Genomic DNA, 14,756 nt, shown 5'->3' with positions numbered 1-14,756 from the left:
ACCGGCCTTCGGTCCAGTTAATCTTTTGCGATGGAACAGGTAAGCGAGACCTTCATAGTCGACCTGCGCCGCCTGACCGTCCTGCGTGAACTCCAGCGTCGGGGCAGCCTGGCGAGGACCGCGGAGGCCCTCCACCTGACGCCGTCGGCGGTCTCCCAGCAGATCGCGGCCCTCGCCCGCGAGGTGGGCGCGCCCCTGACGGAGCGCGACGGGCGGGGCGTACGGCTGACCGGACAGGCACGGGTCCTGCTGGCCCACGCCGATCTGATCGCGGCCCAACTGGAGCGGGCGCGCGCCGACTTGGCGGCGTACGCGGAGGGCGGGCGCGGTTCGGTCACCATCGGGTGCTTCTCCAGCGGGATCCTGGGTCTGCTGCCGGATGCGCTCCGCTCGCTGTCCTCCCGCCTCCCCCACGTCCGTATCGACGTCGTCGAGGCCGAACCGCCGGACCTGTTCACGGCCCTCGACGCGGGCCAGGTCGACGTCGCCGTAGCCGTGGACTTCTCGGCGGCGCCACCGCACACGGACGGCCGCTACAGCCGAGTCGACCTGCTCACCGACGTCCTGGACGTCGCGGTACCGGCCGGCCATCGGCTGGCGGATCGCGACCGCATAGCCCTGCGGGAGCTGGCCACCGACCCGTGGATCGTCGGCGACGCCCGCAGCTGCTGCGGGGCGGTCGCGCGGGCCGTCTGCTCGGCGGCCGGTTTCTCGCCGGACATCCGGCACGCGGTGAACGACTGGGGTGCGCTGGCGGCACTCGTCGAGGCGGGCCAGGGGGTCGCGCTGATCCCGCGCCTGGTCCGCCCCCTGTACGCCCACCGTCGGCTCGCCCTGCTGACCACCGAGTGCACGGCTGCGTCGCGGAACGTGTTCGTGGCGGTGCGGACGGGGTCGGAGCAGGATCCAGTACTGGCTGCCGTACGGGATCAACTGTGCTCCACAGCCGCCGGGTTGGTCACCTGAACACCCGGGTCCCCCGTGAAGCGACTGTCAGGGCCGCCCGCTTGAAGGCAACTGGCAACTACAAACGGGCGGCCCAACGGCGCCCATGAACTCCGTTCACCGCACCTCCGCCGCCCGTCCCGTGAACTTCGCCACCCGCTCCTCCAACCGCACCCTGCACTCCGGCCACTCCCCCGCCGTGACCGAGAAGATCGCGGAGTCACGGAGCCGCCCGTCCTCCCCGGGCGCCCAAGAGCGGGACCAGTTCCTCAGCACACCCTCGAAACGCGCGCCCGCGCTCTGGATCGCGGCGCGAGAGCGGCCGTTGCGGGCATCCGTCTTCAGGTCGACGCGCGCCACACCCCACTCCTCGAACGCGTGCCGGAAGAGGAGCAACTTGGCTTCGGCGTTCAGCCCCGTCCCCTGGGCCGAGGACGCGAGCCACGTGAACCCCACCTCGATGGCGTCGAGTCGATCGTCGGTCCGCCACAACCGCGGCTCCCAGAAGGACGTGGCGCCGACGGCCCGCCCGGAGGCCCGCTCGACCTGCGCGTACGGCGCGAGCTTCCCCGTCGCGGCGCGGCCGAGCTGCGCGTCGATGTACGCGTCGACCTCGTGGGCCCTCGGCACCCATGTGAACGCGTACGAGCCGCGGTCCTCCTCCGCCGCCACGGCGAGGTCGGCCGCATGCCGATGCTCCAGCGGCTCCAGCCGCACGAGCGCGCCCTCGAGAACCGGCCCCTCCAGCTTGAAACTCAACGCCCGACACCCCTTCGCGCACAACTCCGCAAACGCCTCTTCAAAGTCCGGGAGAGTCTTCCGCACACACCCGAGGCCGTCGAACGAAATTCCCGGCACCGTTCCGCGGACGGGTCCCTCGATCGGCCGTCAGGGCGAGGCGGAACCCCGGTCGGAGCTCCAGGACCTGGCGCGCCGTCTCCACCACCAGTGCGCGCCGAAGGTGCCGTTCAGCCAGAGGCTCATCCCGCCGCCCCTACGCGGACGCGCCCTCCCCCGACCACGCCGCGAACGCCTCATGGAAGCCGGGGAACGTCTTCCGCACGCACCCCGGGTCGTCGAAGCCGATCCCCGGTACCCGCAGGGACGTCACCGCGAAGGACATCACGATGCGGTGGTCGCCGTACGTCTTGATCTCCGCGCCGGCCGGAGGAGTCGTACCGGGGTGGATCTCGATCCAGTCGGGGCCGGTCTCCACGCGTACCCCCAGCCGCCGGAGGTTCTCGGCGCAGGCATCGAGGCGGTCGCACTCCTTCACGCGTGTGTTGGCGACGTCCTCGATGCGGACGGGGCCGGAGGCGAAGGGGGCGATCGCGGCCAGCGTGGGCATCGTGTCGGAAATGTCCCGCATGTTGACCGTGACGCCGGTCAGTTCACCGGTGCCCGTCACCGTCGTGGCCTCGGGGCCGACGTCCACCCGCGCGCCCATGCGGCGCAGGACGTCGACGAAGCCCAGGTCGCCCTGGAGCGCGCCCGAGCCGAGGCCCTTCACCGTGACCGCGCGGCCCGTCAGTGCCGCCGCCGCGAAGAAGTAGCTCGCGGTGGAGGCGTCGGGTTCGACGGCGTAGGTGGTGGCGCGGTAGCCGCCGGGCTCCACCGTGAACACGAAGCCCTCGCGGCGGACCGTCGCGCCGAACGCGCGCATCATGGCGAGCGTGATCTCGACGTACGGCACCGAGACGAGGTCCGTGACCGTGATGCGCAGGCCCTTGCGGGTCAGCGGGCCCAGCAGCAGGAGGGCCGTCAGGTACTGCGAGGACTGGCCCGCGTCCAGGGTCACGTCACCGCCCTCCACCCCGGCCGCCGCGATCCGCAGCGGGTGGTGGCCCTCCGCCTCCTCGTGACGGAGGTTCACTCCCAGGTCGCGCAGCGCCCGGGTGAGCGGAAGCAGCGGGCGGCGGCGCATCTGCGCGGAGGCGTCGAAGCGGTACGTGCCGTGTCCGGCGGCGGCCAGCGTCGGCAGGAAGCGGGCGGTCGTCGCGCCGTCCCGGCAGTACACGTCCGCGTCGGCGACCGCCGGGCCCTGCGGGCGGCCGTCGACATGCCAGGTGTCCGGCGTACGGCCGACCCGGTAGCCGAGCCGGGTCAGGCCCTCGGCGAAGCCCTCCGTGTCGTCCGAGCGGAGCGGTCGCCGCAGGGTGGTGACGCCGTCGGCCGCCGCCGCGAGGAAGAGGGCGCGCGCGGTGATGGACTTGGAACCGGGAATGTCGACTTCGGCCATGCCCTCATGCTGGCTCCCTGGCCTGCTCCCGCGCTGGAACGTCCGCCAGATGGACCTTCGCCCGGCCCTTCCCGTCCGATGCCAGCGACGTCAGCGCCACCCCGCCCACCAGCAGCGCCGTCGCTCCCCACCGCAGCGGGCTCACCGACTCCCCCAGGAACAGCGCCGCGGACGACATGCCGAAGACCGGGACCAGGAGGGAGAAGGGGGCCACCGTGGAGGCGGGGTGGCGGTGCAGCAGCCAGCCCCAGGCGCCGAAGCCGAAGACGGTGGTGATCCAGGCGACGTAGAGCACGACGCCCGCGCCCTGCCAGTCCAGGGCGCGCAGCGCGGCGAGGTCCCGGGACGGCCCCTCCGTCAGGAGCGACAGGCCAAGGAGCGGGAGTACGGGGACCGTGCTCACCCACACCATGAAGTTCAGCGGGTCCGGCGGGGACGCCCTGCGGGTGAGGACGTTGGACAGGCCCCAGCAGGCCGCGGCAGCGATGACCAGGGCGAAGGCGCCGAGCGGGCCGCCCGTGCCCTCGTCCACGGCGGCCAGGCCCACCCCGCACAGGGCCACCGCCATGCCCAGCAGCCGTACCCGGGTGGGGCGTTCGCCGAGGGCCGCGAAGGCGATCAGTGCCGTGAAGACCGCCTGGATCTGGAGGACGAGGGAGGACAGTCCGGCCGGCATGCCCGCGTCCATGCCGATGAAGAGCAGCCCGAACTTCGCGACGCCCAGGACCAGGCCCACCGCCACGATCCACTTCCAGGCCACCTTCGGGCGGCCCACGAAGAAGACCGCGGGCAGCGCGGCCACCAGGAAGCGGAGGGCCGAGAAGAGGAGGGGTGGGAAGTGGTCGAGGCCGACCTCGATGACCGTGAAGTTCACGCCCCAGACGGCGGCGACGAGGACGGCGAGACCGATGTGGGAGGGGCGCATGGGGGTGGGTGGCATGGAGGCGGGGCGCACGGGGGTGGGTCGCATGGGTCGAGCATCGGGCGGGCGGACCGTGTAGCACCAGCGCGGATATCTGTATGGATGGATGAAGCAACGCTTACGTAAGCTGACAGGGACCGCCGCACCCCGGGAGGCTCCCGTGCTCGATCTCCAACGTCTGCGCGCCCTGCACGCCGTCTCCGTGCACGGCACCGTCGGCGCCGCCGCGGCCGCGCTCGGATACACCCCGTCGGCCGTGTCCCAGCAGATCGCCAAGCTGGAACGGGAGACCAGGACCGTACTCCTGGAGCGGCAGGGGCGCGGTGTGCGGCTCACCGAGCAGGCCGAGCAACTTGCCGCCACCGCTCGCGAGTTGCTGGCCATTGTGGAGCGCGCGGAGACCGAGTTGGAGGAGCGGCGGGGGCTGCCGGCCGGGCGGCTGAGCGTGGCGGCGTTCGCGTCGGCGGCGCGGGGGCTCATGCCCGGTGTGCTGGCGGATCTCGCGCGGCGGCATCCGGCGCTGGACACCCGGCTCACCGAGGTCGATCCGCATCTGTCCGTCGATCTGGTCGCCAAGGGCGCGGTGGACGTGGCCATCGCGCACGACTGGGACATCGCGCCGTTGCCCGCGCCCGACGGGGTGGAGCAGGCGGTGATCGGGGACGATCTGTGCGATCTGCTGGTGCCCGCGGGGCATCCCTTCGCCGGGCGCCGGTCCGTGCGGCGGGAGGATCTCCAGGGGGAGCGGTGGATCTGCCAGCCGCCGGGGCGGGTGTGTCACGACTGGCTCGTACGCACCCTGCGCGCGGCGGGCTGCGAGCCCGACATCGTCCACCAGGCCGACGAGAACCCGACCCTCGTGGCCCTCGTCGCCGCCGGGCTCGGCGTCGCACTCATCCCGCGGCTCGGGCGGGGGCCGCTTCCCGACGGGGTCGTGGAGGTGCCGCTCGATCCCCTGCCGGTACGGCGGCTGTACGCGCTGTGGCGTACGGGTGCGGCTCGGCGCCCCGCCATCGCGGAGACGGTCCGCACGCTCCAGGCGCACTGGCCGTCGGTGTCGGCCCACCGCACCTCCGACTGACGCCTGGCGCGCCCGCGTTGGGGGCTGAGCTCGGGGTGGGTGCGCTTACCGGCGCTTGCGGGGTGCCGCTCTCTTGGGGACGGGCGCCGCCCCTAGCGGCACGATTGCCCGCAGCGAGGGCGGTTACGACGTCCCACCGTCCCCCTCCTGCACCCGCGCACCAACTTCCGGAGTTCCCCGAAACCCGGGAACCCGGACCCCCGCCGGTTCGTCCAAACCGCATGCTGTCGGATGAGTCTCCGCAGTGCGGTGTCGGCCTCGCTGCTGGCTGCGAACGCTGACCACCCTCTCCGCCGCCTGCGGCCGGCAGCACGCCGTCACCGGCGCGCCCCCCTCCAACTGCGCCGGTGGCGGCCCCTTCCCGGTTACTGTGCACACCCTTGACTGGAAGAAACTTCCCGGATATTCGTGACTCCTCGGAAGTTTCCTTCATGAGGGAAGGAGCGCACGTGCGCGACTCCAGCACGGGAAGCACCGCAAGACCGTCCAGACGTACCGTTCTCGCCGCCACGGCGGGCGTCACCGCGGCCCTCGCCGCGGGCACCACCTCGTACGCCGCCGCCGACGCCACCGACGCCGCCGACGCCGCCCCGCACGACGACAAGGAACTCCGCGCCCTCATCTCCCGTATGACGCTGGAGGAGAAGGTCGGCCAGCTCTTCGTGATGCGGGTGTACGGCCATTCGGCCACCGCGCCGGACCAGGTCGACATCGACGCCAACCTCAAGGAGATCGGCGTCAGAACGGCCGCCGAGCTGATCGCCAAGTACCGCGTCGGCGGGATCATCTACTTCGTCTGGGCGCACAACACCCGCGATCCCCACCAGATCGCGGCTCTGTCGAACGGCATCCAGCAGGCCAGCCTGGACCAGCCGCGCGGCCTGCCCGTCCTCGTCTCCACCGACCAGGAGCACGGGATAGTGGCACGGGTGGGCAAGCCCGCGACGCTCTTCCCGGGCGCGATGGCGTTCGGTGCGGGAGGCTCGTGCGAGGACGCGCGCACGGCGGGCCGCATCAGCGGCGCCGAGCTGCACGCGATCGGCATCCGCCAGGACTACTCCCCGGTCGCCGACGTGAACGTCAACCCGGCCAACCCGGTCATCGGCGTACGCTCCTTCGGCGCCGACCCGGACGCGGTGGCCGCGCTGGTGGCGGCCGAGGTGAAGGGGTATCAGAGCTCGGGCGTCGCGGCCACGGCCAAGCACTTCCCGGGGCACGGCGACACCGCCGTCGACAGCCACTTCGGCTTCCCGGTCATCACGCACAGCCGGGAGCTGTGGTCGAACCTCGACGCCGTGCCCTTCCGGGCCGCCATCCGCGCCGGCATCGACTCGATCATGACGGCGCACATCATGGTCCCGGCGCTCGACCCGTCCGGCGACCCGGCCACACTCTCGCACCCGATCCTCACCGGCATCCTGCGCGAGGAACTCGGCTACGACGGCGTCGTGGTGACGGACTCGCTCCAGATGGAGGGCGTACGGACGAAGTACGGCGACGACCGCGTCCCCGTGCTCGCGCTCAAGGCCGGTGTCGACCAGCTCCTCAACCCGCCCTCCCTCGACGTCGCGTGGAACGCGGTCCTGAAGGCCGTCCAGGGCGGCGAGCTGACCGAGGCCCGCCTCGACGAGTCGATCCTGCGCATCCTGCGCCTGAAGTCGAAGCTGGGTCTGCTCAATGATCCGTACGTCACCGACGGCGGCGTCGAGCGCACGGTCGGCACCCCCGCGCACCTCAAGGCGGCCGACCGGATCGCCGAGCGCACGACCACCCTCCTGGTCAACAAGGAGGGCCTGCTGCCCCTTTCCCGCCGGAGCCACCCGAAGGTGCTGGTCGTCGGCGCCGACCTCGCCTCCCCGTCCGCCAGCGACGGACCGCCCACCACCGTCCTCGCCGCCGCCCTCACCGAGCTGGGCTTCTCGGCGACGGCGCTGTCCACCGGCACCGCACCGTCGGCGGCGACCATCGCGCGGGCGGTCGCGGCGGCCCAGGAGGCCGACGCGGTGGTCGTCGGAACGTACAACGTGACGGCGACCGGTTCGCAGAAGACCCTCGTCGAGCAACTCGTCGCCACCGGCCGCCCGGTGATCGCCATCGCCGTCCGCAACCCGTACGACGTGGCCCAGCTCCCCTCCGTGGACGCCTTCCTGGCGGCCTACTCCTGGACGGACGTCGAACTGCGCGCGGCCGCACGGGTGATCGCGGGCCGGGTGCGGCCGAGGGGCAGGCTGCCGGTGCCGGTGCAGCGGTCGGACGATCCGGCGCAGGTGTTGTATCCGATCGGGTACGGGTTGACGTACTAGCCGTACGCCGCGCACCTGGAGTGCTGCCCCCAAGTGACGCAAAGGACCCCGCACGTCTGGCGTGTGCCCGCTGTCGCGGGTCACGCTGGACGGGGGTAATCGGGGGGAAGCCATGCGAGCCAGCTCGTTGTTCGGGCGTTCCGTTGGGGTGGCGTGCGCGCTGGTGCTGGCCGGGGCCGCGCTCACGGGCTGCCAGCGCTCGTCCGGCTCCGGGGACGGCAACCTCGGCGAGGGGACGACACCGACGAAGTCCTCGGGTTACGGAGCGGTGTTCCTCGCCCGCGACGAGTGCAGCTCCTTCGGGACGACCAGCTTCACGGAGGTGCCCTGCACGAGTGAACGGGCGGCCGCGCGGGTCGTCGCCCGCTACGACGGGAAGGTGGCCGACGGTCCCTCCTGCCCCGCGACCACGGACTTCGTCCTGCACATCAGCGAGACCGGTTCCGCCTCGGACGAGAACGGCGACGGCTCGATCCCGCGGGGCTACGCCTGCATGCGCAAGCTCGAACCCCCGCACCCCGGCGACCCCGGCGGCGGCGGAGGCCCCCGCACCATCGTCGGCGACTGCGTCTACAGCGCCGGCAGCGGCCAGGTCCGCGAGACCGCGTGCGACGGCAAGAGCAAGAAGTCTCCGGAGTACCGCGTCACCTCGGCCGTGGCCCGCCGCGCCCAGTGCCCCGCCTCGACCGCGCTGTACGTCCAGCTGGGCGGCGGCAAACCGGTGGGCTGCGCCCGCCCGGTGTGACCAACGGGCGGGCGCAGCCGGTGGGTTACGGTCGCAGCGCGGGCTCGCGCTCGACGTCGCGCCGGTCCAGCTTCGCGTCGTACTTCGCCAGCGGCTTCGCCGCGGACGGGTCCGACTGGACCGTCGTCGACGCGACGCCCGCCCACTCCAGGATGCGGGCCGTGGCGAGGGCCTTCTCGTCGGCGACGAGGCCCGCGACGTTGGCGCCGTGGTTCAGGCCCGGGGCCGTGAAGACGTACGAGTCACGCGCGCCCTTGCCGAGGCGGAAGCGCTCCGCGCCCCACGGGTCGTTCTGGCCGTAGACGTACAGCATGTGGTTCGCGTGGTGGCTGACCCAGGAGTCCACGTCACGCATCGCCGACGGCTGGAACGTCATCGGGATGGAGCGCGGCACGAAGTTCCGCGGCGGCTGGTAGCCGTAGCGGATCAGGTTCTTCTCGATGTACGGGAAGTGGATCGCGGGAGCGCCGAGCTGGGTGCCCGCCTGGTAGTAGTACGGCGTGTACGTCTCCAGGCCCTGGTCGGTGTAGGCCGAGAAACCGGAGATGGTGTCCACCGAGTCCCAGAGCGCGTCGTCCGTGGCGTGCGCCGCGTCCGCCGGGATCGACGCGCAGTCGGACAGCAGGCTGTACTGCCAGAAGCCCCAGACGTAGTCGAGGACGACCGCCTCGTACGCCTTGTCGAGGCTGCCGATCGTCGTGAAGGTGAATCCGTTGTCGGCGGCGTACGCCTCGTACTTCTTCTCCAGCGGCTCCCGGCGCACCAGCGCCTCGCGCTGCACGGCGTTCAGCTTGTCGCGGCACTCCTGGGTGCCGACGGTCGTGAAGAAGCGGTCGTACGCCGAGTCCTCGTCGTTCACCACGTCGTTCGGGGCGACGTACGCGACCACGCCGTCCATGTCGCGCGGGTAGAAGCGCTCGTAGTACGTGGCGGTCATGCCGCCCTTGGAGCCACCCGTGGACAGCCACTTCTGGCCGTAGATCGGCTTGAGGGCCTTGAAAATGCGGTGCTGGTCGCTGGCCGCCTGCCAGATGTCGAGCTTGGACCAGTCGGCCGGGTCGGGCCGGGACGGAGTGAAGAAGCGGTACTCCATCGAGACCTGGTTGCCGTCCACGATCTGGGTCGGCTCGCGGCGGCTGGGGGTCGTGGAGACGTTGTAGCCGCCGGTGTAGAAGACCGTCGGGCGCGAGGTGTCCTTGTGCAGCACGGTGATGCGCTGCTGGAACGTGCCCTTGGACAGGTGCCGGTGGTCGATCGGCTGGGTGTAGTTGAGAACGAAGAAGCGGTACCCGGTGTACGGCTTCTCCTGGATCAGGCTCATGCCCGGTATCGCGAGCAGCCGGTCCTTGATGTCGGTGTCGGCGGAAGCCGCGGTACTCGTGGCCTCCGGCTGGGCAGCGGTGGCCGCCCCGGCCGTGCTCAACGTGCCTATGAGCACCGTGAGCGCCAGCAGCCATCTGAGCGCCTTGCGCATGCACCCTCCCCTGGGAAATACGCAGATGTCCGCCGGAACCTAGCGGAGCAACTGGCGTGACACCAGGGGAAGTTGGAGAAACCTGTGAATTTGCCTGCGATCAGCAGAGAATCCAGCCGGAGTCCACCGACCCCGAGCCGACGGAGCCCTTGATGCGGACGCAGCGGTGTCCCGCGTGCACGGTCACCGGGCCCGCGTGGTGCGAGAAGCGCCCCTTGTCGACCACCGGCCGGTTGCCGCGCGCCTGCACGCTGACGGACATCGACTTGCGGGAGCCCTGCGTCTTGGGGAAGGTCACGGCGCAGACGTAACCGTTGCGCTTGTAGACGTGCACGTACCCGGTCGAGAAGGGCAGCGTACGGACCTGGTGTCCCGAACAGTAGGCCGAGGCGGCCTCCGCACTCCCCGGGCTGACCAGCGCGAGCAGCCCGGACGCGGCCAGCACGGCCAGACCGAGCGCCATCCGCCGGCGTATCGCACCACTGTCCACTGTCTCCCCTCCCGCAGCAATCAGCGTACTGGTGTACGGACGCACGACGTACACCGGATGGTTGCGTCCCCTCAAGGCTCACCCAAGGAGGTTTTTTCCGCGTTTGGGGCAACCGCACCCGTTTACCCGGTGTCCAACTGGTCGGAAAGCGAAAGGCGGTAGTCCATGTCACGCATGAAGCTCTCTCGTACGACCGGCCGCGCACTCGTCGCGGCGGCGCTCCTCACCGCGGCCGGCGCCTCCGTACCGGCCGTCGCCGGCTCCGCCGGCCCGCCCCCGGCCCCGGCCCGCAGCGGCGCCAACGGCCCCGCGTACGACCGGGTGGCCGACTTCTACGGCGCCTACATCGACGCGGTGACCGACTCGGGAACCGGTCACCTCGACACCCAGCTGCGCACCTTCTATCTGACCTCGGACCTCCGCGGGCGCCTCGCCAGGTGGGAGAGTCGTGAGCACGCGGACGGTGTCCTGCGCGCTCAGGACGTGCCGCGCGCCTGGAAGGTGACGCCCCGCGACAGCGGGATGGGCCACACCTGGTCGACGGTGCGCCTGACGTGGGGCTCCGCCCAGCATCCGACGTACACGTATCTGACCGTGCGCTCGGACCTGGCGACGAAGAAGATCTCCGACATCAAGGCGAAGGCCTGACGGACACGGACATCGGAGGCATCAGGCGGCATCAGGCATCAGGCATCAGGCGGACGATCCGACGGGCTCCTCCGGCTCCGGCGCTCCGACGAACGTCCGCCACAACTCGGCGTACATACCGTCGAGTTGGATCAGCTCCTCGTGCGTGCCGTCCTCCGCGACCCGGCCGTGGTCCATGACCACGACCCGGTCGGCGCGGGCCGCGGTCGTCAGACGGTGGGCGACCACCAGGGTGGTGCGGCGTCCCGCCAGCCGGTCCGTGGCCTGGTTGACCAGGGCCTCCGTGGCCAGGTCCAGTGACGCGGTGGCCTCGTCGAGGAGCAGGATGTCCGGGTCGACGAGTTCGGCGCGGGCCAGGGCGATCAACTGGCGCTGTCCGGCGGACAGATTGCGGCCGCGCTCGGCGACCTCGTGGAGGTAGCCGCCGTCGAGCGTGGCGATCATGTCGTGCGCGCCGACCGCGCGGGCGGCGGCCTCCACCTCGGCGTCGGTCGCGGCGGGGCGGCCGTAGGCGATGGCGTCCCGGACCGTGCCCTGGAAGAGGTACGCCTCCTGGGGCACGACGCCGAGCCGGTGGCGGTACGAGGTGATGTCGAGGCCGCGCAGATCGACGCCGTCGACGGCCACCCGCCCGCCCGTCGGGTCGTAGAACCGGGCGACCAGCTTCACCAGCGTCGACTTGCCCGCGCCGGTCTCCCCGACGAAGGCGACGGTCTGCCCGGCGGGGATGCTCAGCGAGACCCGGCTCAGGGCCTCCTCGTCGTCCCCGTAGGCGAAGTCGACGTCCTCGAAGGCGATGTCGCCGCGCAGGGAGAGCACCTCCAGCGGCTCGTCGGCGGCCTTCGTCGACGTCGGCTCCTGGAGCAGCTCCTGGATGCGGCCCAGCGACACGGTGGCCTGCTGGTAGCCGTCGAAGACCTGCGAGAGCTGCTGCACGGGCGCGAAGAACAGGTCGATGTAGAGGAGGTATGCGACCAGCGCGCCGGTCGTGAGGGTCCCGGCGTCGACGCGGTGCGCGCCCACGATGAGCACCGCCGCCGCGGCCACCGACGACAGCAGCTGCACGAACGGGAAGTAGACCGAGATCAGCCACTGCCCGCGAATCCGCGCCGTGCGGTAGCTGTCGCTGCCCTCCGCGAACCGCCGCCCACCCGAGCGTTCCCGCCGGAACGCCTGGAGGATCAGCAGCCCGGAGACCGACTCCTGAAGGTCGGCGTTGACCACCGAGACGCGCTCGCGGGCCAGTTCGTACGCCTTCACGCTCGCCCGGCGGAAGAAGAACGTGCCGATGATCAGCGGCGGCAGCGTCACGAAGACGACCAGCGCCAGCTGTACGTCGATGACCAGCAGCGCGCCCATGATGCCGAAGAAGGTGACGACGGAGACGAAGGCGGTGACCAGACCGGTCTGCAGGAAGGTGGACAGCGCGTCCACGTCCGTCGTCATCCGGGTCATGATCCGACCCGCCAACTCCCGCTCGTAGTAGTCGAGTCCGAGGCGTTGCAGCTGCGCGAAGATCTTCAGGCGGAGCGTGTACAGGACCCGCTCGCCCGTCCGTCCCGTCATCCGGGTCTCGCCGATCTGCGCCGCCCACTGGACGAGCACGGTGACCAGCGCGAGCGCGGCGGCGGCCCATACCGCGCCGTACGCGAGCTGGGAGACACCCTTGTCGATGCCGTGCCGGATCAGCACGGGCAGCAGCAGGCTCATGCCCGCGTCGACGGCGACGAGCCCGAGGCTGATGAGCAGCGGCGCCCCGAACCCTCGGAGCAACCGCCGCAGTCCGTACGACTCCTCGGGCGTGACCGCGCGCGCCTCATCGATGCCGGGGGTGTCGGTGGCCGGGGGCAACGCCTCTACCTGGGCGAGGAGTTCGGTCGTGGCAGGCATCCCGGCGAGCGCGTTGTCCTTGGGCTCGCGGTCGCCGGTCCACAGGTGCGGCGTACTGCCCCCTCTGGGGGGATTCCCCCCAGACCCCCCTTCCCGCTCGGCGTCGAACTCGGCGTCCAGCTCCTCCCGTACGGAGGTGTCCTCCTGCGGATGGAGCGGCTGGGCGTGGCCGGGCGAGACGCCGCCGAGCTCGTCCGGGTCGGTGAGCAGCCGCCGGTACAGCAGGGAGCGTTCCTGGAGTTCCTCGTGGGTGCCGATGTCGGCGAGCCGGCCGCCGTCGAGCACGGCGATGCGGTCGGCGAGGTTGAGGGTGGAGCGCCGGTGGGCGATCAGCAGGGTCGTCCGGCCCTCCATGACCTGCTTCAGTGCCTCGTGGATCTCGTGCTCGACGCGGGCGTCCACGGCGGAGGTGGCGTCGTCGAGGACGAGCAGGCGCGGGTCGGTGAGGATGGCGCGGGCGAGCGCGACGCGCTGGCGCTGGCCGCCGGAGAGCGTGAGGCCGTGCTCGCCGACCTTGGTGTCGTACCCGTCCGGCAGCTCGGCGATGAAACGGTCCGCCTGGGCGGCGCGGGCGGCGTTCTCGATCTCCTCGTCACTGGCCTCCGGACGGCCGTACGCGATGTTGGCCCGCACGGTGTCGGAGAAGAGGAAGGAGTCCTCGGGGACGAGTCCGATCGCGGCCCGCAGCGACTCCTGGGTCAGCTCGCGGACATCGTGGCCGCCGACCAGGACGGCGCCGTGCGTCACGTCGTAGAAGCGCGGGAGGAGGAGGGAGACCGTCGACTTTCCGGAGCCGGAGGAGCCGACCACGGCGAGGGTCTCACCGGGGCGGATCTCGAAGCTCAGCCCGTCCAGGACGGGCCGCCCCTCCTCGTACCCGAAGGACACGTCGTCGAACTCGACGGTCGCGGGCGCGTCGGCGGGCAGGGTCTTCGTCCCGTCCTTGATCGACGGCTCGGTGTCGATCAGTTCCAGCACGCGCTCGGCACCGGCACGCGCCTGCTGCCCGACGGTGAGGACCACGGCGAGCATCCGTACCGGTCCGACGAGCTGCGAGAGATACGAGGAGAACGCCACGAACGTACCGAGCGTGACCTGCCCGCGGACGGCGAGCCAGCCGCCCAGCGCGAGCATGGCGACCTGGCCGAGGGCGGGGACGGCCTGGAGGGCGGGGGTGTACTTGGCGTTGAGGCGGATCGTCCGCAGCCGCCCGGCGAAGAGCCGCCGCCCGACCTCCCTGAGCTTCCCGGTCTCCTGCTCCTCCTGCCCGAAGCCCTTCACCACGCGTACGCCGCTGACGGCGCCGTCGACCACACCGGCGACGGCGGCGGCCTGCGCCTGCGCGTACCAGGTGGCGGGGTGCAGCTTGGAGCGGCTGCGCTTGGCGACGAACCAGAGGGCGGGGGCGACGGCGAGGGCGACCAGGGTGAGCGGCAGGGACAGCCAGGCCATGATCCCGAGCGAGATCAGGAAGAGCAGCACGTTGCCGATGGTCATCGGCAGCATGAAGAGCAGGCCCTGGATCAGCTGGAGGTCGCTGGTGGCGCGCCCGACGACCTGCCCGGTGGACAGCTCGTCCTGACGCCGCCCGTCCAGCCGCGTGATCGTCTCGTACATCGCGGTACGGAGATCGTGCTGGACGTCCAGGGCGAGGCGGCCGCCGTAGTAGCGGCGGATGTAGGTGAGGACGTAGACGATGACGGCGGCGCCTATCAGCGCGCCCGCCCAGGGGGCCATGTCCCTGGTGTGGTCCCCCACGACGTCGTCGATGATCACCTTGGTGATCAGCGGGACCAGCGCCATGACGGCCATGCCGCCCAGCGAGGAGCCGAGCGCGAGCAGCACATCCTTCGGGTACCGCCACGCGTACCCGGCGAGGCGCCGTGCCCAGCCGCTCTGCTCCCCCTGTTGCGCTGCCACGCCGGTGCCTTCCGTAGATCCTTGTCCGCCGGAAGGCACCAACGCCGAGAGCAGCGGATTTCATCCCTCCGCAACAATCGGCGGCCGTACACGCGCGCC

11 protein-coding genes are annotated in these 14,756 nt (G+C 71.4%); 5 read left to right on the top strand and 6 right to left on the bottom strand.

The features are described 5' to 3' along the window. The first annotated feature begins 30 nt into the window (after window positions 1-30). Complete coding sequence (locus ACZ4WS_RS26260; RefSeq protein WP_467983928.1) at window positions 31-966, top strand: LysR family transcriptional regulator; 936 nt, start codon at window positions 31-33, stop codon at window positions 964-966. Between the two features lie 96 nt (window positions 967-1,062). On the opposite strand, the gene ACZ4WS_RS26255 is transcribed toward ACZ4WS_RS26260, so the two are convergent. The 3 genes from ACZ4WS_RS26255 to ACZ4WS_RS26245 all read right to left on the bottom strand — a co-directional run bounded on the left by ACZ4WS_RS26255 (window position 1,063) and on the right by ACZ4WS_RS26245 (window position 4,109). Continuing rightward, the gene (locus tag ACZ4WS_RS26255; RefSeq protein ID WP_467983926.1) at window positions 1,063-1,704 is read right to left on the bottom strand and encodes a GNAT family N-acetyltransferase; all 642 of its coding nucleotides are present in this window, start codon (window positions 1,702-1,704) and stop codon (window positions 1,063-1,065) included. Between the two features lie 235 nt (window positions 1,705-1,939). Further along, window positions 1,940-3,184, bottom strand: a complete 1,245-nt coding sequence (gene aroA, locus ACZ4WS_RS26250) for a 3-phosphoshikimate 1-carboxyvinyltransferase (RefSeq protein WP_467983923.1) — start codon at window positions 3,182-3,184, stop codon at window positions 1,940-1,942. A gap of 4 nt (window positions 3,185-3,188) precedes the next feature. Beyond that, window positions 3,189-4,109: an EamA family transporter gene (locus ACZ4WS_RS26245; protein WP_467984035.1), complete on the bottom strand. Its 921-nt coding sequence runs from the start codon at window positions 4,107-4,109 to the stop codon at window positions 3,189-3,191. A 157-nt stretch (window positions 4,110-4,266) separates the two neighbouring features. On the opposite strand from ACZ4WS_RS26245, the gene ACZ4WS_RS26240 reads away from it, so the two are divergent. The 3 genes from ACZ4WS_RS26240 to ACZ4WS_RS26230 all read left to right on the top strand — a co-directional run bounded on the left by ACZ4WS_RS26240 (window position 4,267) and on the right by ACZ4WS_RS26230 (window position 8,235). After that, the gene (locus tag ACZ4WS_RS26240; protein WP_467983921.1) at window positions 4,267-5,187 is read left to right on the top strand and encodes a LysR family transcriptional regulator; all 921 of its coding nucleotides are present in this window, start codon (window positions 4,267-4,269) and stop codon (window positions 5,185-5,187) included. 431 nt (window positions 5,188-5,618) lie between these two features. Continuing rightward, a complete protein-coding gene (locus tag ACZ4WS_RS26235) occupies window positions 5,619-7,490 on the top strand; it encodes a glycoside hydrolase family 3 protein (RefSeq protein WP_467983919.1) in 1,872 nt (623 codons plus the stop codon). Window positions 7,491-7,602: 112 nt separating this feature from the next. After that, a complete protein-coding gene (locus tag ACZ4WS_RS26230; RefSeq protein WP_467983916.1) occupies window positions 7,603-8,235 on the top strand; it encodes a hypothetical protein in 633 nt (210 codons plus the stop codon). A 25-nt stretch (window positions 8,236-8,260) separates the two neighbouring features. Here ACZ4WS_RS26230 and ACZ4WS_RS26225 read toward each other — a convergent pair whose 3' ends face one another. Beyond that, window positions 8,261-9,709, bottom strand: a complete 1,449-nt coding sequence (locus ACZ4WS_RS26225; protein ID WP_467983913.1) for a S28 family serine protease — start codon at window positions 9,707-9,709, stop codon at window positions 8,261-8,263. Between the two features lie 100 nt (window positions 9,710-9,809). Next, window positions 9,810-10,199: a hypothetical protein gene (locus ACZ4WS_RS26220; RefSeq protein WP_467983911.1), complete on the bottom strand. Its 390-nt coding sequence runs from the start codon at window positions 10,197-10,199 to the stop codon at window positions 9,810-9,812. A gap of 165 nt (window positions 10,200-10,364) precedes the next feature. On the opposite strand from ACZ4WS_RS26220, the gene ACZ4WS_RS26215 reads away from it, so the two are divergent. Continuing rightward, a complete protein-coding gene (locus tag ACZ4WS_RS26215; protein WP_467983909.1) occupies window positions 10,365-10,847 on the top strand; it encodes a hypothetical protein in 483 nt (160 codons plus the stop codon). 45 nt (window positions 10,848-10,892) lie between these two features. Here ACZ4WS_RS26215 and ACZ4WS_RS26210 read toward each other — a convergent pair whose 3' ends face one another. Then, the gene (locus tag ACZ4WS_RS26210; protein WP_467983906.1) at window positions 10,893-14,657 is read right to left on the bottom strand and encodes an ABC transporter ATP-binding protein; all 3,765 of its coding nucleotides are present in this window, start codon (window positions 14,655-14,657) and stop codon (window positions 10,893-10,895) included. Window positions 14,658-14,756: the final 99 nt, after the last annotated feature.

The organism is Streptomyces sp. NPDC029292, assembly GCF_055569295.1.
Note: the sequence above shows the minus strand (reverse complement) of the source record. Positions and strands in the feature narration are given on the sequence as shown.

Excerpts from the sequence above, each read along its gene's own strand:
- ACZ4WS_RS26260 (WP_467983928.1), top strand. The coding sequence starts at position 31 with ATGGAACAGGTAAGCGAGACCTTCATAGTCGACCTGCGCCGCCTGACC.
- aroA (WP_467983923.1), bottom strand. The coding sequence starts at position 3,184 with ATGGCCGAAGTCGACATTCCCGGTTCCAAGTCCATCACCGCGCGCGCC.
- ACZ4WS_RS26245 (WP_467984035.1), bottom strand. The coding sequence starts at position 4,109 with ATGCGCCCCTCCCACATCGGTCTCGCCGTCCTCGTCGCCGCCGTCTGG.
- ACZ4WS_RS26235 (WP_467983919.1), top strand. The coding sequence starts at position 5,619 with ATGAGGGAAGGAGCGCACGTGCGCGACTCCAGCACGGGAAGCACCGCA.
- ACZ4WS_RS26230 (WP_467983916.1), top strand. The coding sequence starts at position 7,603 with ATGCGAGCCAGCTCGTTGTTCGGGCGTTCCGTTGGGGTGGCGTGCGCG.
- ACZ4WS_RS26225 (WP_467983913.1), bottom strand. The coding sequence starts at position 9,709 with ATGCGCAAGGCGCTCAGATGGCTGCTGGCGCTCACGGTGCTCATAGGC.
- ACZ4WS_RS26215 (WP_467983909.1), top strand. The coding sequence starts at position 10,365 with ATGTCACGCATGAAGCTCTCTCGTACGACCGGCCGCGCACTCGTCGCG.